The following is a 23,312-nucleotide window of genomic DNA, read 5'->3' on the forward strand; positions in this document are numbered from 1 at the left end:
GATGATCTACGCGTTCGATGGGTTCATTCCGGTCATTCACGAATCGGCGTTCATTCATCCGCAGGCCACCGTGACGGGCAACGTGACGATTGGTCGGGATGTGTACGTCGGTCCCGGTGCGGCCATCCGTGGGGACTGGGGCGGCATCGTGATCGAAGACGGGTGCAATGTGCAGGAGAATTGCACCGTACACATGTTCCCCGGTGTCGTGGTGACGCTCGAGGCCGCGGCGCACATCGGACATGGCGCGATCATTCATGGCGCGCGCATCGGCGCCAACGCGTTGGTGGGCATGAACGCGGTGGTGATGGACAACGCGGTGGTGGGCGCCGGCTGCATTGTGGGGGCGCTCTGTTTTGTGCCGACGGGTATGGAGATCCCGCCGCGTAAAGTGGTGGTCGGCAACCCGGCCAAGATCGTGAAGGATGTCAGCGACGAAATGCTGGCTTGGAAGACCGAGGGCACGGCGCTGTATCAGCAGTTGCCGGCGGCCATGCGGGGATCGTGGCGCGAGGTGGAACCCTTGCGCAGCGTGCCCGCCGACCGGCCGACGCAGATGGCGATGCTCAAGAACTGGCAGGATACCCAGCGCTCACGCGAGGAATACGGCTGATGTTGACGGTGCAGAACTACGCCCTTGGCGAGTGGGTCACGGGCACGGGCCCACGTACGGATCTGATCGATGCCGTGACGGGCGAGAAGATCGGCGATGCGTCGAGCCATGGGCTCGATTTCAAGGCGATGCTGAACTACGCGCGCACGGTGGGTGGTCCCAAGCTGCGCGATCTCACGTTCCATGAACGCTCGCTGCGCCTCAAGCGCATCGCGCAAGCACTCATGGCACGCAAGGAAGAGTTCTATCCGCTGTCATTCATGACAGGCGCGACGCGCACCGATTCGTGGGTCGACATCGAAGGCGGCATCGGCACGTTCTTCGCATACGCCAGCCGCGGTCGTCGGGAATTCACCAACGAGCGGTTCCATGTGGAAGGCCCCACCGAACCGCTCTCCAAGGGCGGCACGTTCGTGGGTCGGCACATTCTCGTGCCGCTCGAAGGCGCGGGTGTGCACATCAATGCGTTCAATTTCCCCGTGTGGGGCATGCTCGAGAAATTGGCGCCGGCCCTCGTGGCTGGTGTGCCGTGCATCGTGAAGCCGTCCACCACGGGCAGTCATCTCACCGAAGCGGTGTTCCGCGCCATCATCGAAACGGGTGAACTGCCGGCCGGTGCGCTGCAGCTCATCTGCGGTGATGCCCGCGACCTGCTCGACCATGTCGAAGAGCAGGACGTGGTGGCCTTCACCGGCTCCGCGAACACCGGGCACAAGCTGCGTCAGGGCAAGGCCATCGTGGCCAACTCCACGCGCTTCAACATGGAAGCCGATTCGCTCAACTGCACCATCCTGGGTCCCGACGCCACGCCCGGCACGGAGGAGTTCGATCTCTTCGTGAAGGAAGTCGTGCGCGAGATGACGACCAAGGCGGGACAGAAGTGCACCGCGATTCGCCGCACCATCGTGCCCTCAGGGCTCGAAGAAGAGGTGATCAAGGCGATTTCGAAGCGCCTGGCCACCACCACCATCGGCAGCCCGACGGCGGAAGGCGTGCGTATGGGCCCCTTGGCGTCGGCCAGTCAGGTACGCTCGGTGGGGGAGAGTGCGGCGCGCATTCGTGCGGCCGCCGAGCGGGTGTATGGCAACGATGATTTTGCCGTGGTGGGCGCGGACCGGGAGAAGGGCGCGTTTTATTCGCCCGAACTGCTGTACTGCGCAGATCCGCTCAACCGCCTCGAGCCGCATGACATCGAAGCGTTTGGTCCGGTGAACACCATCATGCCGTACAAGACTCTCGACGAAGCCGTGCAGCTCGCGCGCATGGGTCGTGGCTCGCTGGTAGGATCGCTGGTGACACATGACCCGAAGGTGGCGCAGAAGGTCGTGCTGGGCGTGGCGCCGTATCATGGTCGTGTGCTGGTACTCGATCGCACGAGCGCGAAGGAAAGCACGGGACACGGCTCACCGCTGCCGAACCTGGTGCATGGCGGTCCGGGTCGCGCCGGTGGCGGCGAAGAAATGGGTGGCGCGCGCGGTGTGACGCACTACCTGCAGCGTGTGGCGCTTCAGGGCAGTCCCAGCATGCTCACGGCCATCACCCGTGAGTGGACGAAGGGCGCCGAAGAAGTGAAGGACACGGTGCACCCGTTCCGGAAGACCTTCGATCAGTTGCAGGTGGGTGACACCATCATCACGAAGTCGCGTGAGATCACGCTGGCCGACGTCGAGAAGTTTGCAGCGCTGAGCGGGGATACGTTCTACGCGCACATGAACGACGAGCATGCCCGCAGCAATGGCGTGTTCGAAGGGCGCGTGGCGCATGGGTACTTCATCGTGTCGGCAGCGGCCGGTCTGTTCGTCGACCCGGATCTTGGTCCGGTGCTCGCCAACTACGGTCTCGAGAAACTGCGCTTCACGAAGCCGGTGTACCCGGGTGACACCATCCACGTACGCCTCACGGTCAAGCAGAAGACCGCCAAGGACGTGCCCGAGGGGACCATTCCGCAGGGTGTCGTGGAGTGGGACGTGGAAGTGTTCAACCAGGAGAACGAAGCGGTGGCGGTGTATTCCATCCTCACGTTGGTGGCGCGTGGTGACGCAAAGGCTGCCTAGCTGGTAAGCTGTACACCCATGGCCACGACCCCGACCCGCACCATCGATCGTTCGATCATCGAAGGACCCATTGGCCCGGCCGTATGGAAAATGGCCTGGCCGTCGGTGGTGCAAAATGTGATTGCCGGCGCACAGGGGATGATCGACCATGCACTGGTCGGTCATCTCGTGGGGTTTGCCGGCAACGCGGCGATGGGGGTGGGCTACCAGGTCTTCCTGGTGGTGATGGTGTTCATCTCCTCGCTGTTCAGTGGCATGGGGGTGTTGGTGGCGCGCTTCGCGGGCGCCGGAGATCACGCGGGCATGAATCGCGCCGCCTCGCAGGCATTTCTGCTCGTGCTGATCATGAGTGTGGGCATCCTGGCACCGGTGGGCTATGTCTTGGCGCCCACCTTGCTGGGACTGGTCAAGGCGTCCGAAGCCGTGCAGGCGGAAGCCTTGCCGTTCCTCCGCATCATGTTCGTGTTCGGATTTGGCATGATGATGTTCTTCATGCTCGGTGGCGCATTGCGTGCGGCGGGCGATTCCCGAACGCCCATGCGGCTCGGCATCGGACTCACGATCGGCAATATCTTCTTCAATGTGCTGCTCATTCGTGGCGCTGGTCCGATCCCGGCGATGGGCACGGCCGGTGCCGCTGCGGGTGTGATGATCTCGAGCGGGTTGGTGGCGATCTATGCCATCGCCAAGTTGTTCAGCGGTGCCTGGGTGATCGATTTCCGCGGCATGTCGTGGAAGCCCGACTGGGACATCATCCGCGCACTGTTCCGATTCGGTCTACCCACGGGGCTGCAGGGGATCGCAATGAACGTGGCCGGCGTGATGCTGCTGCGTTTCATCGGCACCACCGCCCAGAGTGCCGAAGCGCAGGCTGCATACGTGGTGGGTTACTCGCAGCTCTTCTCGCTGGTGACGTGGACGTCGGTAGGTCTCATGGGCGCGGCGGCGGCCGTGGCCGGACAGAACCTCGGCGCCGGATTCCCCGAACGCAGCCGATTGGCAGTGCGCCACGCCGCGAAGATCGGCCTCTATATCGCTGCGGTGGTCGGTGCGTCATTCCTGCTCATTCCGCAGGCCTTGCTTGGCTTCTTCGGTATGACCGATCCGGCGGTGGTGCGCATCGGACGCGAACTGCTCGCGTATCTCAGCATCTCTGGCCTGTTCATCACCGTGGCGCTGACTTTCACCGGTGGGCTTCAGGGCGCGGGTGACACCAAGAGTCCGCTGTACATCACGCTGATCTCCCAGTTTGCGGTACCGATCGGTTTCCTCACGTTCATGGAAACACTTGGCACACTCGAGCCGCATCACATCTGGCTGGCCATCGTCATGGGCCATGCGCTGCGCTGTTTGCTGAGTGTGTACCGGTTCGAGCAAGGTCGATGGCAAACCATTCAGCTCGGGGTCAAAGCGCGCGGGTGAAGGTTGGTGATCTGCGTTCCCCCCGCTGTTCTCACCGCATGCGCATGACGAGCTGCCGGTAGCTGCGCACTTCCGCTACGCGCGGGTCGTTCACCATGTCCGCGATTGGTTCCACGAGCTGGGTGGTGTGATAGCCTGCTACGGATCGTGGATGGGAGCCTTCACCGCCAAACCAGCTACGGATGATCACGGCATTCGACGCGCGTGGCAGCGGCGCCAGTGCACGCACAAAGGCCGGGAAGCGTCCATCGCGAATGAGGTAGTCTTCCACGTTCGACGTGTAGAACACACTCAGCGAATCACCGCGCTCACGCAGGACCGCCGCGAGAGTGGGCAAACCTTTCGGTCCTGCCAGGTCACTCACGACGGGCACCACGAGATTGCGGCGCTCGAGTGACTGCACCACACGAAAGGCGTTTTCGCTGGCCAGGTATCCGGATTGCACACCATCGAGATCCCGTTCGGTGAGCAGTTGGGCCAGCGTCGGATAGTACGGCTGTGGGGCTCGGCCATGGCTCGTGAAGCGCAACGCGACCCCTTCGGCAATGAAGGCACGATGGAATCGCTCGATGGTTGCGAGATCTTCGCCAGACAGCGTGATGCCGGAACGCGTCACTTGATCGCGAACCTTCGCAATGGCCGATGACGAGCTGGCGGGCGTGCTGGGGGTGCGGCGCGCCCATGCTACGAGGGAATCGATGGAGAGCGCAGTCCGTGCGTCCACATCCTGCGGCACCGGACGGCCCAGCCACAGCGCCAGGTACTCTGCCCGGTTGCGTGACGAGGCAAAGAGCGCCTTGAAGAGCAGATGTTGCAGCAGGTTGTCGCGGCGGATGTCCACCATGAAGGCGACGCGTGGTGCCGTACGCGCGATGTAGTTGAATCCCTGATCCGGTCCCACGCCCACGAAAGCGCCGCCACGTACGCCCCGACGATCCAGATCGGTGAGCGGGTGCAGCAGGCTCTTTTCGTTGGAAATGAGATTGTCGGTATCGAAGTAGGCGCCTCCGTCGCTGAGCCTTGCCGACAGCGCGGCAAACTGAGCCGTGCTGAGACTGTCCGTGCTGCGCGGAGTGCTCGGCGAAGTGTCCTGCACACGGGCGTCGGCGGCGGTGCTACACGCCAGCGACAGGGTCACGACGATCGACAGCAGCAGGGCAATCGGCACGGGTCGTCCTCGGGGAAGATCGGGCAGCAGACTCCGGTTTCAAGCTATAGCTTCGGCAGTCTCTTCACCCCACCGCATATGCCCACGTTCCTTCGCTTTACCGGTCTCGCGGCGGCATTGGCCTTGCCGGCAGCGGGCGTCTCCACGGTTGCCGCGCAGCAGGCGCCCACCGTGCCCAGTATCGCGCCGTGGCTCTCGCCGGCGTCGCCGCTCACGCTGGTGTCGGCGCGCAAGGCCGACCGCATTGCCTGGATGGTTTACGATCAGGGGCTGCGCAATGTGTACACGGCCGCGGCACCAGGCTTTCGACCTGTTCGGGTGACCAGCTTTCTCGACGACGATGGCACCGACCTCACCGACGTGCGCATTTCGGACGATGGTGGCGTCATCGTATTCGTGCGTGGCTCGGCGCCCAATCGATTCGGGTGGGTGGCCAATCCCTCGCACGACCCGCGCGGCGCCGAACGGGCGATCTGGGCGGTGCGGAGCACGGGAGGGGCCGCATGGCGCGTGGCCGAAGGTGGTGCACCGGAACTGTCACCGGATGGTCGGTGGGTGCTGTTTACACGTGACGGACAGATCCACCGCGCCCGCGTGGTGCGTACGCCCGGTGTGCCCATCACCGCGATGGATACCGGGGGCGTACCACTCATCACAGGGTGGGGGCGCAATGGGACACCGCGCTGGTCACCCGACGGGGCGCGCATCGCGTTTGTCAGTGACCGCGAGAATCACGCCTTTGTGGCCGTGTATGACGTGGCGAAGCGCACGGTCACGTACGTAGCGCCAGGTGTCGATTGTGACGGCACTCCGAGTTGGTCACCCGATAGCAAATCACTGGCCTTCTCGCGCCGACCCGGTGTGCCGTTTGGCAATCAGGCGCAGCGCGGTCAGGGCAGCATCGGCAATCCCGCTGGTCCTGCTGTGAACTTCAGTGCGGCCATCCAGACCGGCAATCCGGCAGGCGGTTGTGGTGGCGGTGGCTTTGGCGGCGGAGCTCCGGCCCAGACGGCTGCAGCGAATGACCGCAACAACATGCGCGGTTCACCGGGCTTTTACACAGCGGCCTTCGAGGGTGGTCACACGCTCAAGCTGATGATCGCCGATCCGGTCACGGGACGTGCACGGGAGGTGTGGCAGAACGCGCCGCGTGACAGCGTGTTCACCACTCTGAACAACATGGTGTGGGCCGGCGATCAGATCGTGTTTCCGGTGAACGTGCCCAAGGACGACTTCGAACGCTGGTACGCGGTGTCGGTGAACGGTGGTTCACCGGTACGCCTCACTACCACGGACGGCATCATCGAAGATGCAACCTCGGTGTCGTTCTCGCGTGATGGTGGTCGGTCGTTGATCTACACCACCAACGCCGACGACATCGAACGGCGGCACATCTGGTCGGTACCTGTTGGCGGCGGCACACCGCGGCGCCTGTCCACGGGCGATGGGGTGGAGACGTACCCTCAGCCCCTGTCCTCAGGGAAGCAGGTGGCGGTGCTGTACTTCGGCGCAAAGACCCCGGCGTCGGTAGCGCTGGTGCCGATGGAAGGTGGTGCGCCGCGCATCATCTACCCCACGCTCGACAAGTCATTCCCTACGGCGTCGCATGTGGTGCCCGAGGTGGTGAAGACCAAGGCCGCCGACGGCCTCGAAATCAGCAACACGCTCTTCCTGCCAAAGAACCTCAAGCCCGGTGACAAGCGACCAGCCATTGTGTTCGTGCATGGCGGACCGCGGCGGCAGATGTTGCCAGCCTATCACTACATGCAGTTCTACCACTGGTCCTATGCCGTGAACCAGTGGCTCGCTGATCAAGGGTATGTGGTGCTCAGCATCAACTATCGAAGCGGCGTGGGCTATGGCAAGAGTTTCCGGGACGCACCAAACACTCAGGGGCGTGGAAACTCGGAGTATCAGGATGTGCTGGCAGGCGCGAAGTACCTGCAGGCACGCGCCGATGTCGATCCGGCACGTGTTGGCATATGGGGGCTGTCGTACGGCGGTCTGCTCACGTCACAGGCGCTGGCACGCAACAGCGACATTTTTGTGGCGGGCGCCGATCTCGCCGGTGTGCACCTCTACGGCAATGTGATCGACTCCACCAATCTGGCTTTCAAATCCTCCGCCGTTGGCGCCATCGATGGCTGGAAGTCACCGGTGTTCCTCGTGCACGGCGATGACGACCGCAATGTGGACTTTGCGCAAACGGTGGGGCTCGTGCAGCTCCTGCGAGCGCGGAACATCTACCACGAGCTCATCGTCGTGCCCGATGATCTGCATGAGTCGATGATTCATGCAAACTGGATCGATACGTTCGATCGCATGGGCGTGTTCCTGAAGCGATTCGTGTGGGACAAGCGATAGCCGGTGGCGGGTCGCGGAGCTCTCCGCGACCCGCCATCGTGTCAGCGCACTGCCCCCGCTACACCCGCGCGCCGCGGATCCGCTCCCGCGGTCACACTCTTGCCGTCGATGCGAATCGCCGCGCCGTATCCTTCGCGCAACTCACCGCGCGCCGATACGAATGACAGGTCGTAGCCCAACCCCCGCAACCGCTGCACCACCTGCGGGGCAAAGCCGTCTTCGAGCTGGATGTTGTAGGGCGGATTGGAAGCGCCCGCTGGCGCACCGCCGCCGGGCAGAAACCGCGGCAGCTCGAGCGCAGCTTGTGGTCCGAGATTGTAGTCGAGCGCGCCGAGCAGTGTCTGGTACACCGCGGACGTGATCCAGGCATTGCCGGCTGCACCCACCGCAAACACCGGACGATTGCCTTTGTAGGCAATGGTGGGCGCGAGTGTGCTGCCATGGCGGGCGAAGGGCAAGCGCGATCCGTACTGCGTCGGATCGGTGCCGTAGCTGGTCAGTTTGTCGTTGCTGAGGAAGCCGAGGCCGGGTGTCACGTAGAAGTTGCCACCCCAGGTGCCCAGGGTCTGCGTCACGGCGACCACATTCCCGTCGGCGTCGGCCACCGTGTAAGCTGTCGTGCCCGCCGCGTGGCACACGTCCATCTCGGCCGCGTGGTCGTCTCCACATGGCGAATCGGTGTCGAGCGACGTGGCGAACGCGTTGTTCGACGCATCACGTGTGGCATCACTCGTCGCATCGCCGGCCCCCGACGAGGTGGTCTTCGCCGCGGAGGCCTTGAGGCAGGGCAGAGTATCACCACGCACACTTTGTGGTGTGAGTGCCCGCGTGGCATCGAAACACTGCCAGCGCACCCGTGCCGTGTCCTTGTCCACGATGGTGGCGATGTCGATGGGCCAGAGTGCCGGGTCAGCGATCTTGCCACGCGACGATGGGGTGAGGAACCACGCCGACAGGGTGGCGTGCAACGTGCCCGCGTCATCCGTGTAGCGCTTGGGAGCGCGGTACTGCTCCAGCAGGTTGAGGCGTGCCACCAGATCGGCCCCACCGCTCACCGGCGGCGAGCTCGAACACACGCGGAACGTGCGATAGGTGCCGCACACCGGTTCCCGCTCATTGGCAAAGTAGCGGGCCAGATCACTGGTCTTCATCGCGTTGCCTTTGCCGCGCAGATCCTTCACCCAACGCTCGGCCACTTCGCCCTTGTAGAAGCCGTCCGCGCCTTTGCTGGCGATCTGTTCGAGCACCCACGCCAGATCCGGATTCCGCACCGTGTCGCCGGCGACCAGCGGCTTGCCATCGCGGAAGAACAAGGCGCGGCTGCCTTCGTACTTCGTGAAGTGTTCCCGCTCGGTGGCCAACGTGGTGGCGAGACCATCACTCACCGCATAGCCATCGCGTGCGGCGCGAATGGCCGGGGCGAGCAACTGCGCCCACGTGAGCTTCCGGCTGCCATAGCGCTGCCACGCGAGATACATCCCGGCCACCGTGCCAGGCACATTCACCAGCACCGGCCCATCGCTCGGATAGCGGCCATTCACGAGCAGGGACGTGTTGTTCAGTCCACCTTCTTCGGGCACACGGCTCATGAACTCGATGAGAGTGGGGTTGGCCTGTCCCTTGAGATTGATGACCATCTCTCCGTACCCGCCGATCCCACTGGCGTCCGGCTCCACCACACCCAAGGCAAAGCTCACCGCCACGGCGGCATCGATGACATTGCCACCCTGCCGGAACATCTCGAGGCCGGCTTCGGTGGCGGTGGGGTGCGCACTCGACACCGCGGCTCGGCCTGTGGCTTCACGACGCAACGCCGGACGTTGCTGCAAGGCAGCGTGCAGCACCTGCTGCAAGGCACTATCCGACGGCGCGGCCACAGCGAGTGGACGCCAGCGGTCGCGCACGCCGTGCCACGTGCTGCGTCCCGTCTCATTGGCCGAGCCGCTGAAGTAGAGTCGTGCGCTGCGATCCCACATGCGGTCGAACGCCGCAGCGTTGGTCGTCGCACGATCGGGCAATGCGGAGGCGGCGACTGTGGCGCGATCACTGTCCACCACACGCGGCGCGGTCACCTGATACACCCCGGGCAATGCACCACCAGAAAGCACTTGTCGTTCGTGCGCCGAACGGTCCACGCCCCGATCCGGATCGCCGTTGTAACTCACCACCACATCGCGCTGTTCGGCGATGGTGATGGTTGTGCCATTGGCTGACCAGTCGATGTCGCCATGGCTGCGAGAAGCCAGATTGAGATACGTGCTGCCGGTGACGGGCACCACGTACACGCCATTGCGGGTGGAGAGGGCGATCTGCGTCGTACCACCCCAGGCGAGATCTTCCAGTGTGGCATCCGTGCTCACGGTCGACTCACCACTGCCATCGATCGACAGTGCCACGGCCTTTCGTCCGGTTTCGGTCAGTGCGAGCAGGGCCACGCGTCGGCCATCGCTGGACATCCGAGGGCGGCGTTCGGTGCGCTCGGTCGTGCTCAGACGACGTTCGCGCCCATCGGCTTCACGCACCCATGCACGCGATTCGCCACCCAGTCCGCGCTGAAAGACGATCACGCCGTTGGTGCCCGCGCTCGGCGATACGTCGTGTGCCGACGAGGTGGTCAGACGGGTGGCGGCACCGCTGGGACGATCCCGCCCGTCGAGCGGAAGGCGCCAGATGTCATAGTGCCCCGCGGAGTCCGACGCGAAGTACAGGGCGCCGGACGTGAAGCTGGCGTCACGATGATACGCGGTGCCCGCGCTCACACGCGTGGTGGTGCCGTCTGCAAACCGGAAGTAGAGGTGGCCGTCCTGTTCAAACGCGAGGGTGCCGAGCGACGAGACGGCAGGGCGTCGAACCGGCGACTGGCGTTCGGTCACCGCGGTGCTGGCCGATTGCGCGTGTCCGATGGTCAATGGCACAAGAAGCGCCGACACGATGCTCGTGCAATACAGTACCGAGAGACGTGATCTCATCGACGGGCTCCCGATCGCCCCGCTCCCGCGGACGCGCGCTGGATGGTGATGGATTCGATCACATTGCCTTCCTGGATGCGATCGATGACATCGAGTCCGGAGATCGTTTCGGCAAACACCGTGTAGTCGTTGTCCAGGCGGACATTGTCTACGAGGTTGATGAACATCTGTCCATCGCCCGTATCGCGGCCTCTGGTGGAAATGCCGAAGGTGCCGCGACGGTGACTGCCGCCGATTTCATCGCGCATGAAAGAGGACGTGGCGGGATCGTATTCATCCGCTCCCGGACTGCCGCCCTGCAGCACGAAGCTCGAGACCACCCGGTGCAGTGTTCTTCCGTTGAAGTCACCGCGTTCGGCCAGCGTGACGAACGTGTGCACCGTGGCTGGTGCGTCTTCGGTGAGCAGGCGAATGCGGATAGTGCCGAGTCCACGCATGCGGATGGTCGCCGTGGCATCGCGCAGTGCACTGAGCGTCGCCTCACCGGGAAATGGCGCCGGGGAATAGCGCAGGGTGAGTGGACGTGTGGTGGAGAGGGCCTCCAGCCGCTTGGCTGCCGCGCCAGCGATCGCCGTATCAGCGTCGGTCAATAGCGAGGACATCCACGGCACATACTCGGTTGGACCGACGGCCGCAGCATTCAGCAGTGCCATGCGTGCGTCACGCCAGGTGGCCGGCTTGGTGCGCGTGATCCGATCGAATGCCGCGATGACCTGCTTCAAGACCTGATCGCGTTCAACACCTGGGACGCGCAGCGCCGAGTCGCGTAGCACATTGCCTGCCCGCATCAACAGGCCCGCGTGGTCGCGTGAGAGTGCGTGGTAGGCCTGGGCCGGTGTGGTCAGCGCCGCGATGGCCACGTTGGGGTCGCGGTCACTCGCCAGGCGACCCAAGACCACGGTATCGCGCAGGATACGCGCGGCTTGTGCAGCCCAGGCCCGTGCCTGCCACACCGGTGAGGCGGCCAGGGCCTGCGTGGGGCCCGCCGCGCGATCCGGCGCCACTTTGGCGAGGGCGACGGTCGCATGCGCTCGCTGCAGCCACGGTGCGTTGGCCTGCACCAGCGGCAGAAGCAACGCAGCATCACACTTCTTGTCTCCCAGCAGATCTATGGCAAGCAATGCCACATGCTGACTGCTGTCTCGCACCAGCGCTGCGGCCCGTGTGCAATCACCAGCGACACGCAGTGCCTGCCATCGCACCATGGGCGAGGTGTCGTCGGTCCACACACCGCCCAGCGCCACCGATAGACGGCGTACCTGCTCATCGCGATCCGCCAGTCCGGTGCGCACCACCACCGAATCGCGAAGGCCCATCGCCGTCATGGCCGGCAACAGAAACCGCCGCACTTCGACATCTGGGGAGTCGAGAAAGGCCTGCCGCATGGGGGAGAGCGCATCGGCAGACACCTTGTAGGCGCGGGCCGTACGGCGCGACCAGACTTCCAGTCCGCGTGCGACGCCCCGTCGTGCGACGAGGGACGTGTCACGCAGGCCTTCGATCAGCACTCGTTCTGCGGCCGCGTCGCCCGGTGCCGTCCGACCGTAGGCGGCGTAGGCCAGGGCACGTAATTCGGCATCGCGAAAACGGGTGAGCGGTCCCTTGCTCAGCAGCGAATACGGCGGTGCGGCAAAGGCGAGTACCCGCATGGCTTCGCGTTGCACGGCCAGTGGTGCCGAGTCGAGGGCCGCTGCGGCTTCCGTGGTGAATCGCGCTGGCTCCGAACGCATCACCGAACGAAACGCCAGCAGCCGAATCGAGGGATCGTCGGCTCGTAGCGCGGCAGCGAGTACCGGCCGCCCCTGCTCACGTTGGTACTCGGCGACCAGAATGTCGTATGGCGTGATCGTTCTGGACGGCGCGACGATGCGGGCGGGCTGGGCAGACGCAGCGCTGGCTCCCTGAAGCAGCGCAAAGACAAGAGGCCACATGGCGATTCGCAGGCGAGAGTGGGAAAGTCCGGTGGATATGCGGAGCCGTCCGGAATGCCGTAACTTGCATGGATCCCGCCTTCTGCAACATCACTTTCCGGAGAAACTCATGCGGCTCGTCTGCTCTCGGTGGCCCATCGCGGCCACCGGTGCGCTGCTCGCGTCGTCCCTCGTGTCCGTGGCCCAGGCCCAGGGCACCAACCGTTACGGCAACCCCGCGCGCGTGGCGCCGGCGCCGACCAAGGCTGCCATCGACGTGCGTGACCTGCAGATCCGCCTCTACCAGTTTGCCGACGACTCCATGCAGGGGCGTCAGGTGGGGCGGGCCGGCAACAAGAAGGGCACCGATTACCTCGCTGCTGAAGTGAAGCGCCTGGGGTTGGTGCCCGCTGGGGACAATGGTACCTACTTCCAGAACCTGCCGTTTCACCTCCGCAAATTCACCGACCATTCGCGGCTGACCGTCGACGGCAATCCACTGCTGTGGAATGCCGACTTCGTGGCCGTGCCCGGTCAGCGCGCGCCGCGATTCATCACGGATGCCGAGGTGGTGTACGGCGGCATTCAGGGTGACACGAGCACGCAGATTTCATCCGCGGCTGCGGCTGGCAAATTTGTCGTGCTGCTGCCGCCAGCCGGTGGCGCGCGGGCGTCGCAAGGTCAGGCCTTTGCCGTGCGTCCCGGATTTGCGCCGGCCCCGACACGTTTTGCCGACGCGGTGGCCGTGGCCACGGTGGATCTCGACGCGCTCACCCCTGCGCAGCGTGTTGCGATCAACGAACCCACCGCCGCATCGCAGATAGCCCCGCCGCGGGCTCCGCGTGCGGGCGCACCTGGCGCGCCTGCCACCACCGGGCCTGTGGACTCGCTCGTGTTGCTGAAACAGCAGCTCGCGGCACTGCAGCCGTCGGCCACCATCCGTCTCACGCGCGACGCGGCCTCACGGCTCTTTCACGGCGCCAGCGTAGAAGGACTCTCACCGGGCGCCAAGGGCGGCACGGTGTCGGCGGCGCTCGACTTCGTGGAGCTACCCACTGAGTGGGCCCGCAATGTGATTGCGGTGATCCCGGGCAGCGATCCGAAGCTCAAGCATCAGTACGTGGCCATCGGCGCTCACAATGATCATGTGGGCTTTGCGACGCCGGTGGACAAGGATTCCATCAAGGTCTTCAACGACGCGCGCATCAAGCTGCAGATCGCAAACGAAATGCGCGGACTCGGCCCCGAGCAGCTCTCGTCGATCAAGGTGAACATGGACAGCATCCGTCGTGTGCATCCCAAGCCGCGTCTCGACTCCATCAACAATGGCGCTGATGACGACGGCTCCGGTTCGATGGCGGTACTGGAAATCGCCGAAGCCATCCAGGCCATGCCGGTGAAGCCCAAGCGCTCCACCATCTTCATCTGGCACGCCGGTGAAGAAGCCGGGTTGTTGGGCTCTGCCTACTTCGTGCGCAATCCCACCGTGCCGATCGACAGCATCGTGGCGCAGCTCAACGTGGACATGATCGGGCGTGGCCGCACCGAAGATCTGCCTGGTGGCAGTGATGACTATCTCGGTGTGGTGGGCTCGTGGTTCGATTCCAAGGACCTGGGTGAACAGGTGCAGGCGGTGAACAAGAAACTCGCCAAGCCACTCGCCTTCGACTACAAGTTCGACGATCCGATCGCGTGGGCCGGTTACAACAACATCTACGGTCGCAGCGATCACTACAACTACGCTGTGCAGGGTATCCCGATCGCGTTCTTCTTCACGGGACTGCATGGTGACTATCACCAGCGCAGCGACGAAGCCGAATTCATCGACTATCCGCACTATGCGCGCATCGCGAACTATATCCGCGACCTGACGGTGGAAGTGGCCAACGGACCGCGCCCGCGGCTCAATGGCACCAAGCCGGCCAAGCCGAAGAATATCGTGCCGTAAATGAACATGTGGGGCGCCTCTATGAGGCGCCCCACATTGCTTTCACGCGATGGTCGCCTATCGGGAGCGGAGGCGCACCGTGATCAAATGCGAATTGAGCCCCGGATTGGCATCACCGAAGCTCGCATTGGACAGGTGATGCAGGGCATATCCCACGGCCAGTGCCCGCGACTTCGACAGCGGAATCTGCAGGGCTGCGCCCGGTGCGACCGTGAAATTGGCCTGCGTCGCGCGTCCGTAGGGCACCACTTTGTTGAACCACGCACCGCCGGCGGTGGTGTTCAGCAGAACATGCACGCGTGGAGAGAGCGGGATCTCTACTTCGGCGCCGAAGGGCGACACGCCAAATCCGTACACATCCCGCGTGGCATACCGCGCCATGCGCACCGGATCGAGTGCCTCTTCTCGGCTGCTTTGCAGGGTGGGCACCCGATTGGCTGGCGCGCCGGCTTTCACCAGCATCGCTGGCAGCGCCTCGCCCAGCCATGACACGGTGAGTGGCTGACCGCGCCAGGTCGTGCGAAATGCCGCGCGTGTGAACTGCACCGACAGTGCGCGCAGATCACCTTTCACCGCTTCGTTGTGCGAGGCCGTGCGCAGTGCCACGGCATCGGAGAACGCAAAATCCACCTGCACCGGGGCCCGACGCAACCACTGCGCTGCCCCCGGAGTCGGGAGCAGCGCAGTGGCGAGCAGCATCAGGATCACACGCAAGCGTGGATCGATCCGCATTACATGGCCGTGTTCTTGGTGCCGGCGTTCTTCACGTACTTGTCGAGCCAGGCCACCCAACGCGCCCACTGATCGAGCACCGTTTCCTTGGCGATCGGCCCGTGATCTTCGTACGGGTACATGTACAGCGAGGTGGTCTTGCCCAGCCCCATCAGCGCATGGTACAGGCGCGTGGAGTTGATCGGGTCGGTGCCCACGTTCTGGTCTTCGGTGCTGTGGTACATGAGCAGCGCACCGTTGAGCTGATCGGCGTACAGCATCGGCGACATCTCGAGGTACGTCTGACGGCCCTGCCACAGGTCACGACGCTCGCTCTGGAAGCCGTTTGGCGTGAGTGTGCGGTTGTACGCACCATCACCCGCGATGCCGGCCTTGAAGAACGGCGTGTGCACCATGGCGTTCACCGTGCTGAACGCGCCGTAGCTGTGGCCACCAAGACCCAAACGATGACGGTCGATGATCTGCAGCGTGTCGAGCGCATCGATGATGGCGGCCAGGTTGTTGCGCAGGTCCGCGACATAGTTGTCGTTCGGCAGTTGTCCGTCGCTGGCGAAGATCGGCGCATCCGGCTCCACTACGGCATAACCCTGCGTCACCAGGAACTGGAGCGAGCGTGGGCCAAAGCTCGGGAAGCGACGATCTGCCGCCGCACCCTGTGACAGTGTGCGATCGTAGGCCGCCTGATTGTCGTACTCGCGCGGATAGAACCAGAACATCGCTGGCAGACGTGTGCCGTCCTTGTAGTCGGCAGGCAGGGTGACGTTCACGTTGAAGCTGAAGCCGTCGGCGCGACGGGCCACCACCTTCTTCTTGACCGCCTTGCTGAGCTCGGGCATCACGTCGACGTTGTTCGTGAGCTGCTTCGCGTCCTTCGACGCGAGAGTCAACGCGAACGACTGCGGCACCATGGTCGGCGATTCACGCTGCACGATGGCCTTGGTGAAGTCGTCGTCGAGTGGTGCGGAGATGGTTTCCACCACATCACCGGTGCTCTCGTAGATCCGCGTACGGGCGCCTGTACGGATATCGATCTTCTCCACGTTGGCCTTCGGCGTACGCGCGGTGTCCTGCGGCGCGCCGATGGTGAACACCGACTTGCCGTCGGTGGACACCACCACCACCGCGTCTCCCTTGCTGCCTGGGCGTGTCACCAAACCGCCGGCCGCGGCGCGGCCAAATCCACCCGCCGCCGGGGCGGGGGCTGCCGCGCTGTCACCACGACCACGCGGACGCGGCGCGATCACGGTGAACTTGGCATTGTTTTCGTTGAGGAAGATCGCCTGTTCGTAGGTGCCGGCCGTTGCCGTCTCCGTCACGAACAGGATGGTGCCGGCATCGTTGAACCGTGCGGCGGTGATGCGGTTGGGCGTTTCGTACAGCACCGCGGCACCATTGGCGTCGAACGGTGCCTTCCACTGCATGAGGCGATCGGCACGACGCGCCGCGGCACTGTCCGTGCGGGCGGCAGCCGCATTGCCACCGGCCGCCGGCGCTGGTGCCAACTGCGCGTACAGCAGCGCGCCCGACGGAGCCCACGCAATGTTGCGCTTGCCCGTGTCCACCGGCACGCGGCCCGCCAGACGGCTCGGGTTCATCGGATCGACCGGATCCGTGGGATCGTCTGATTCACGCAGCGGCTTGTTCACGATCTCGCGAATCACCGCGCCCGTGCCATCCACGATCACGTCCCGTGTGCCGAACGACGACACCGGCAACACATACGAGAAGGGCTTCTCGACGTAGGTCACGCGGAAGTACTTGCCATCGGGCGACGCATCGAGCGCGCGGATCATGCCCGGCGCGCCGATCTTGCGGGCCGCGCGTGTCTTGGCATTGATGACGGCCAACTGGCCCGTGATGTGGTACGCCAGCAAGTCCTTCTCGTACGGCGTCATCACGAGATCGGCGTACGTACGTGTCTTGAGCTTGTTGCTTTCGTTGAGACGCACCATCGGGCCCGCCGCGAGCGCGGGTTCCTTGGGTTCGGCCGCCCGCGCGTCGGGCGTCAACACCACCACGAGTGACTGCCCATCGGCGCTCCATGCCGGTGTGGTGACCGTGGTGGCCAACACGTTGCGACCCGACACCGGCGTGGCCTTGCCGGTAGCCGCATCGGCGACGTAGAGCTGGGTGGCGTCATCGAAGAGCGCGAGAAACGCGATACGCGTACCATCGGGCGACCACACCGGCTGCGTGGTGCGCGCGCCGGCCGGCAGGGCGACCGGAATTTTGCGTCCCGTTTCCCACTCCAGAATTTCGAGGCCCGCATTGCTGCGCATGGTGATGCCACGCTCGCGATTGCCGGCCTGATCGATCTGGAAGCCGCCGAGATTGTGGTGTGCCTTGCCCACGTTCTTGAGCGAAGGGAGGCCATCGCTCACCGTGCGGGCGAAGTACTTCCGATTGCCGGGGCTCGGGGCGCTGAACGATGCGTTGCCTTCACGCGGCGCGGTCACCAGCCGGGCGATGGCTTCGGGCGGCGCGATGTATCCCTCATCGGCCAGCGGGTCGGCGGGCTTGGCAGCCGACGCCGCAGGTGCCGCGTTGGCACCGGGGCGGTTCTGGGCCGTCACCAAGGACGGCACAACGAGGAGCCCGACAGCGAGTGCCATCCTGCGGGCCAGAGTGGGCGACCACGTCAACGGACGACCGTCGACCAGGACGAGGGGAGAGCGCAACGAGGAGCGCATGGGCGTGGAGGCCTCAGGCAACGGGGAAACCGGACAGGGCGACAAAGTCCCTCGTTCCCTAACGCAACGGCCCCGTGAAACGCTTGTCCAGACACATTCGGATGCGATTTCGTCCGAATCGTCCTCGTCCGGGCCTCAGGGAGCGGCCTCTGGACACCTCGCACGCTCCCACCACTCGGCCTCCGCCACTCGCCCTCCCCTGCCGGTCAGCGCGGCCGGCCGATGTGGTTGAGCAGGATCCACACCGTGCCATTGTTCTCACTCGCCCGCCGGGCCGGATGCGCGATCCACTGCTGCAACCAAAGGACGTCCAGGCGCTTGGTGGCACTGAGCGGGATGCCCGTACCGAACGAGAACCGGTTCTGGTCGACTGCGAGTCCCCGGTCCGTGTGGTGGATGCCCACGAACACATCGTTCTGCAGCACCGCCGTCACGTCGCGCGTGCGGTACTTGAGGCCGGGCACGGGATAGGCGGCCCGCAACAGATACCGGGCCCGCTGCTGGTACCGATTCGCCCCCCGCGAACGGTCACCGTCCTCGTCGGTGAAGATGTCCGACAGCCAACGATGTTCGTACCGGTACCGATGCATCAGGTCGAACTTGCCCGGCCGCTGGTTCATCTGCGCGAACAGGAAGAGCTGATGGTCCCGCACCGGGCGGGCGGAGGGCAGTTCCCCATAGGGGGCCGTGGCTCCGTAGTTCACACCGCCACCCAGCCGCAGGCCGTCGGCCAGCTTGTACGTGAGGGTATTGCGGAACATGAACTGCTGCGGCTTGGAAAGCCCGTCGGTGCGACGCCACTGGATATCGCCCAGCACTGCCCAGCGCGGGCTGACCGGCTGGTCGTAGGTGACCGCCAGCCAGATGTGGTCATTCTGCCGCACAGTACGCCACGGCTCCTGCGCCTGAGCGCCGAGCTGGTGGGGGAGAACGATGGCCACGGCGGTCAGGGCCACGGCAAACACGCGGTTGGTGAGGCGGGAGAAGTGCATAGATTCCAATCTCGTCGATGAATTGTAACGACGCTACTACTTGCCCCACGCTCATGTCCGAATCAGCTCCCGAGACCAATTCCGCGCCCGAGTCGGTGGACGCCATTCCCGCGACCCCCGAACAGCGGCAGCGCCTCGATCGGGTGCGCGATGACCTGCTGCGCGTGCACCGGGCACTCCTGCACGTGGAACGCGAGCGCTACGAGAAGGTGAAGGGGCGGCTGGCCAACAACAGCGCGTTCCTCCAGCTCGTGATCAACGATCCGTGGTTCGACTGGTTGCGTCCCATGGCCCAGTTGGTGCTGCTCATTGACGAGCGCCTGGCCGACAAGAAGCAGTTGCTGGGCGCCGGAGAGGCCAAGGCCCTGTTCGACCGGTCGCGATTGCTGCTCCAGGCCGATTCGGAGGGTGACGCCTTCCAGCGGTTGTACTACCAGGCCGTGCAGCATTCGCCGGATCTGGCCGTGCTGGCCCGGCAAGTGGCGTTGGGGCTCGCCAGCGGGCTCGACGGCGGAAAGGCGTAACGCCTTTTGTCCCAACAGGCTGGACCCTGCGCGGTCCGGCCTGCATCGTTCTGGTATGCAATGCGCAGGGCGGTTTCGGGCCGCGCTGGCGCTGGCGGGTTTTGCGCTCGCTGTAGGTTGCGGGCGTCCTACCACACCTGCCCGTCCAGTCGCGCCGAATGTGGCGCCGCGAGCGGCGTTCATCGATCAGTTTGACGCGTTGTGGACGCGCTTCGACGACGTGTATCCGTCGTTTGCGTACAAGCGCGTCGACTGGAATGCGCAACGGGCGCGCTATCGCCCACGCGCGGAGCGTGCGCGTTCGCAAGATGAATTGGTGGCCGTGCTCATCGAGATGCTGGCACCATTGCACGACCGTCACGTGTGGTTGGTTGATCCACGGGGGCAGGCCGTGCCCACCTACCGCGCCAACGCCCTCACGAACTTCGATCGTGCGCGTTGGGAAGCCGCTATGCGTGACGCAAGCATCGTACGGCGCAACGAGATCGGTGAAGGGCTGGTGGGCGGCTATGCCTACCTCTACATCGGAACATGGCGAGCACCGGTCGACATCGACGCGCTCGACCTGGCGCTGGAGCGCGCCCGCGATGCGCAGGGACTGATCATCGATCTGCGCACCAACGCGGGCGGCAGCGACGGCACGGCAATGGCCTTTGCCGGACGGTTCACGCGCCGTGCGTTCCCCGCGTCCTACGTGGAGATCCGCACCGACCCGCGAGTCACCGATGTGGAGATGCCGTTGGCGCGCACGATCGCCCCGCGCGGCCCGTGGCAGTTCACACGCCCCGTCGTGCTCATCACCGGGCGTGGTGGACTCAGCGCCACCGAGAGTTTTGCGGCCGCCATGCGCACCTTGCCCCAGGTCACCGTCATCGGCGACACCACGGGTGGTGCGTCTGGAAATCCCGCCACCTTCGCCCTCGGCAATGGCTGGCAATTCACTGTGCCCCGCTGGCTCGAATACGGCCCTGATCGGCAACCCATCGAAGGGCGTGGCGTGGCACCGCATTTGGCCATGGCGTGGGACCCGGCCAGCTACGATTCGATGCGGGATCCGCTGATCGATGCGGCGGTCGGATTGCTAGGAGAGCGGACTGGAGTGTACCGTATCGCGCCGAGTGGCTCGGCAGATCCGCCGAGTCGACAACTGGACGTGCGCGATCGCCATTGAATGGTGGCGCCGCGCGCCCCGTGCCGGTGCCCTCCGCGACGCGAGCGCCTCATGAGTAAATCCAATATCCCCGTCTGGGATGACGGTCGCTGGACCCCGCTGCCCGCCTTGAATGGCGATGTCAGTGCGGACAGTTGTGTGATCGGCCTGGGCGGCACCGGCCTGACTCTCATCGAAGAACTCCTGCGCCGGGATGAACGCGTGGTGGGGCTCGATGCGGGCGATGTCGGCGCAGGGGCCGCCGGTCGCAATGGCGGCTTTCTGCTGGCCGGCGCCTATGACTTTTATCACGATGCGGTGCGCAAACACGGTCATGATCGCGCTCGTGCGATCTATGCGGCCACGCTGGCAGAACTGCCGCGCATTGCATCGGCCGCACCAGGAACCGTGCGGTTCACGGGTTCGCGTCGGCTCGTGGCCGACGACTGGGAACTCGAAGATTGCCGCGCGCAGCAGGCGATGATGCAAGCCGATGGTCTGGCCTGCGAGTGGGTGGAGGATGCACTGGGGGTGGGGCTGTTCCTCCCATCCGATGCGTCATTCAATCCGCTGGCGCGTTGCCGGGCACTGGCCCTGCGGGCCCGTGACGATGGTGCGCGATTGTTTGCGCGCACGCCGGTGCAGCAGATCGACGGGACGCGAGTGATCACGGCTCAGGGGTCGGTGCATTGTGCGCGGGTGTTCGTTGCCGTGGATGGTCGCCTGGAGTTGTTGCTGCCGGAACTCGCTGGACGGGTTCGTACCGCGCGCCTGCAGATGCTGGCCACTGCCCCAACGGCGGAGCGCACCATTCCATGTCCGATGTACTACCGCGAGGGATACGAGTACTGGCAACAGTTGCCAGATGGTTCGGTGGCGTTCGGGGGATTTCGCGATCGGGCGGGTGAGAGCGAGTGGAGCACCGATGCCACGCCCACGGCGGCGGTGCAGGACATGCTCGAATCGTTTTTGCGTTCCCACATCGGCGTCACGGCACCCATCACGCATCGCTGGGCGGCGTGCGCCGGATACACCGACACGGGACTGCCGGTCATCGAACAGGTGCGCGAACGGGTCTGGGCGCTGGGCGGATATTCCGGCACCGGCAACGTGATCGGTGCGCTGGCGGCGCGGGGCGTGGCGGCGGCTGCCCTCGACGGGGATCCATCGGGCATTCGCACCTTGCTCGGCGATCAATGGTCGACCGCCGTCACACATGGTGCGCTGCGTGATGACAGTTCCGGGGTAGGCCCTACGGCGTAGTTCTTCGCATTCACTTGGATCCATGACAACATCGCTGATCATCCGTCCGGCCACCGCGCAGGACGTATCCGTCATTCGTGAGCTCATCGAAGGGCTGGCCGACTACGAGCGCCTGCGGCATGAGTGCGTGGCGACCGACGCGTTGCTCACGCAGGCCCTGTTCGGCCCGCGTCCGTATGCCGAGGTGCTCATCGCGGAGTGGGAAGGTGCCGTCGCTGGTTTTGCACTCTTCTTCCACAACTTCTCCACGTTCCTTGCGCGACCGGGCATCTACCTCGAAGATCTGTTTGTCCGACCGGCGTTCCGTGGCAAAGGGATTGGCAAAGCCCTGCTGGTGCGACTGGCTGCGCTGGCGGTGGAACGGGACTGTGGCCGCCTCGAGTGGTCGGTGCTCGACTGGAACGTGGATGCCATCGGTTTCTACGAAAAACTCGGCGCGCGGCCGCAGGATGAATGGACTGTCTATCGCGTCACAGGCGACGCACTTTCGCAGCTCGCGACAGGAGGACCGGAGACATGAACGAACAGAGCGACGACGTGCGGAACAACGATCCGCAGAACGATGGCATGCACGATGATGCCGTGCGGGCATCGGACGCGCTTTCGCGTCGTGCGATGTTGGGTGCGCTCGCCGGCGGGGTGGTGGGCGGTGCGATCGGTGTGCGTGCACTGTGGCCACGCACGGCGATGGCTGCCGAGCCGCATGCGCTCGACGCGCGCCATACGCGCATCGACCGCATCGGATTGCAGTTGTATACCGTGCGTCGTGCGATGGCCACCGATCTTGAAGGCACCATCGCGGCGGTGGCGCGCGCCGGAGTTACCGAGCTCGAGTTCGCGGGCTACTACAACAAGGATGCGGCGTGGTGGAAGGCACTCCTCAAGCAGCATGGTCTCACCGCGCCCGCCACGCATGAAGCGCTACCGGCCACCGACGACGGGTGGGGCGCGGTGTTTGATCGCGCCAATGCGATGGGACATCGCTATGTGATCGTGCCGTCGGTCAACAATGAGTATCGTGGTTCGCGCGCCAACTGGCAGCGTCTGGCCGAGCGGCTGAACACCGGTGCCACCCGGGCGAAGGCCGCGGGATTGTCGTTCGCCTATCACAATCACGACTACGAGTTCACGCCCGTCGATGGCACCACGGGCTACGAGATTCTCACCACGCAGACCGATCCTGCGGTGATGAAGCTTGAGCTCGATCTGTATTGGGCCGTAAAGGCAGGGCACGATCCGCTGGCTATCATCGCACGTTGGCCTGGTCGCGTGGTTGCGTGTCATGTGAAGGACGCCGGACCGCCGCCTGAGCGTGTCATGATGGATGTCGGTGCCGGCACCATCGACTTCAAGAGCATTCTGACCAAGGGGCGCGCGTCGGGGTTGGCCCACTGGTTCATCGAACACGACAATCCCACGGATCCGCTCGCGTCGGTGAAAGCGAGCGCCGCCGCCCTCAAGGCGTTGTAGTCGCCACCGTCACGCTGTTTCCTCCCACACTCCCCACCTTCTG

The 23,312-nt window shown here is 64.7% G+C and carries 16 protein-coding genes; 10 read left to right on the forward strand and 6 right to left on the reverse strand.

Annotated elements, in window-relative coordinates; translation table 11 throughout:
* The first annotated feature begins 1 nt into the window (after position 1).
* From GAU_RS05415 to GAU_RS05425, 3 genes are read left to right on the forward strand one after another with little or no spacing between them, the layout of a single operon-like run.
* Positions 2 to 613, forward strand: a complete 612-nt coding sequence (locus tag GAU_RS05415) for a transferase hexapeptide repeat family protein (RefSeq protein WP_012682550.1) — start codon at positions 2 to 4, stop codon at positions 611 to 613.
* The gene (gene paaZ / locus GAU_RS05420) at positions 613 to 2,667 is read left to right on the forward strand and encodes a phenylacetic acid degradation bifunctional protein PaaZ (RefSeq protein WP_012682551.1); all 2,055 of its coding nucleotides are present in this window, start codon (positions 613 to 615) and stop codon (positions 2,665 to 2,667) included. The genes GAU_RS05415 and paaZ overlap by 1 nt, the downstream gene beginning before the upstream one ends.
* A gap of 18 nt (positions 2,668 to 2,685) precedes the next feature.
* On the forward strand, positions 2,686 to 4,089 hold the full coding sequence (locus GAU_RS05425; RefSeq protein WP_012682552.1) for an MATE family efflux transporter: 1,404 nt from the start codon (positions 2,686 to 2,688) through the stop codon (positions 4,087 to 4,089).
* Between the two features lie 31 nt (positions 4,090 to 4,120).
* Here the strand turns inward: GAU_RS05425 and GAU_RS05430 are convergent, their stop codons facing one another.
* Positions 4,121 to 5,257, reverse strand: a complete 1,137-nt coding sequence (locus tag GAU_RS05430) for a hypothetical protein (RefSeq protein ID WP_012682553.1) — start codon at positions 5,255 to 5,257, stop codon at positions 4,121 to 4,123.
* Positions 5,258 to 5,335: 78 nt separating this feature from the next.
* Between GAU_RS05430 and GAU_RS05435 the strand changes: the two genes are divergently transcribed.
* Entirely contained in the window at positions 5,336 to 7,621 is a 2,286-nt protein-coding gene (locus GAU_RS05435; protein WP_012682554.1) for a prolyl oligopeptidase family serine peptidase, read from the forward strand.
* A gap of 41 nt (positions 7,622 to 7,662) precedes the next feature.
* Here the strand turns inward: GAU_RS05435 and GAU_RS20465 are convergent, their stop codons facing one another.
* Together GAU_RS20465 and GAU_RS21800 are read right to left on the reverse strand one after the other, a co-directional pair.
* Entirely contained in the window at positions 7,663 to 10,590 is a 2,928-nt protein-coding gene (locus GAU_RS20465) for a gamma-glutamyltransferase (RefSeq protein WP_012682555.1), read from the reverse strand.
* Positions 10,587 to 12,521 (reverse strand): peptidylprolyl isomerase, encoded by a 1,935-nt coding sequence (locus GAU_RS21800; RefSeq protein ID WP_052574253.1) that lies wholly within the window; start codon positions 12,519 to 12,521, stop codon positions 10,587 to 10,589. Before GAU_RS21800 ends, GAU_RS20465 begins: the two co-directional genes overlap by 4 nt.
* Before the next feature lie 109 nt (positions 12,522 to 12,630).
* Between GAU_RS21800 and GAU_RS20475 the strand changes: the two genes are divergently transcribed.
* Complete coding sequence (locus GAU_RS20475) at positions 12,631 to 14,448, forward strand: M28 family metallopeptidase (protein ID WP_012682557.1); 1,818 nt, start codon at positions 12,631 to 12,633, stop codon at positions 14,446 to 14,448.
* Between the two features lie 57 nt (positions 14,449 to 14,505).
* Here GAU_RS20475 and GAU_RS05455 read toward each other — a convergent pair whose 3' ends face one another.
* The 3 genes from GAU_RS05455 to GAU_RS05465 all read right to left on the reverse strand — a co-directional run bounded on the left by GAU_RS05455 (position 14,506) and on the right by GAU_RS05465 (position 18,862).
* Complete coding sequence (locus tag GAU_RS05455; protein ID WP_012682558.1) at positions 14,506 to 15,180, reverse strand: acyloxyacyl hydrolase; 675 nt, start codon at positions 15,178 to 15,180, stop codon at positions 14,506 to 14,508.
* Entirely contained in the window at positions 15,180 to 17,792 is a 2,613-nt protein-coding gene (locus GAU_RS05460; RefSeq protein ID WP_012682559.1) for a S9 family peptidase, read from the reverse strand. The genes GAU_RS05455 and GAU_RS05460 overlap by 1 nt, the downstream gene beginning before the upstream one ends.
* A gap of 284 nt (positions 17,793 to 18,076) precedes the next feature.
* Positions 18,077 to 18,862 carry a DUF2490 domain-containing protein gene (locus tag GAU_RS05465; protein WP_012682560.1) on the reverse strand — a complete coding sequence of 262 codons (786 nt, stop codon included), beginning with the start codon at positions 18,860 to 18,862 and terminating at the stop codon, positions 18,077 to 18,079.
* A gap of 53 nt (positions 18,863 to 18,915) precedes the next feature.
* Between GAU_RS05465 and GAU_RS05470 the strand changes: the two genes are divergently transcribed.
* From GAU_RS05470 to GAU_RS05490, 5 genes are read left to right on the forward strand one after another with little or no spacing between them, the layout of a single operon-like run.
* On the forward strand, positions 18,916 to 19,386 hold the full coding sequence (locus GAU_RS05470; RefSeq protein WP_083765471.1) for a hypothetical protein: 471 nt from the start codon (positions 18,916 to 18,918) through the stop codon (positions 19,384 to 19,386).
* Between the two features lie 55 nt (positions 19,387 to 19,441).
* Positions 19,442 to 20,557 carry a S41 family peptidase gene (locus tag GAU_RS05475; protein WP_012682562.1) on the forward strand — a complete coding sequence of 372 codons (1,116 nt, stop codon included), beginning with the start codon at positions 19,442 to 19,444 and terminating at the stop codon, positions 20,555 to 20,557.
* Positions 20,558 to 20,608: 51 nt separating this feature from the next.
* Positions 20,609 to 21,799, forward strand: a complete 1,191-nt coding sequence (locus GAU_RS05480) for an NAD(P)/FAD-dependent oxidoreductase (RefSeq protein ID WP_012682563.1) — start codon at positions 20,609 to 20,611, stop codon at positions 21,797 to 21,799.
* Between the two features lie 22 nt (positions 21,800 to 21,821).
* Positions 21,822 to 22,319, forward strand: coding sequence for a GNAT family N-acetyltransferase (locus GAU_RS05485; protein ID WP_012682564.1), 498 nt, complete (start codon positions 21,822 to 21,824; stop codon positions 22,317 to 22,319).
* Positions 22,316 to 23,269: a sugar phosphate isomerase/epimerase family protein gene (locus GAU_RS05490; protein ID WP_052574254.1), complete on the forward strand. Its 954-nt coding sequence runs from the start codon at positions 22,316 to 22,318 to the stop codon at positions 23,267 to 23,269. The genes GAU_RS05485 and GAU_RS05490 overlap by 4 nt, the downstream gene beginning before the upstream one ends.
* The last annotated feature ends 43 nt before the right edge of the window (positions 23,270 to 23,312 follow it).

Source organism: Gemmatimonas aurantiaca T-27 (genome assembly GCF_000010305.1).
GTDB lineage: Bacteria > Gemmatimonadota > Gemmatimonadetes > Gemmatimonadales > Gemmatimonadaceae > Gemmatimonas > Gemmatimonas aurantiaca.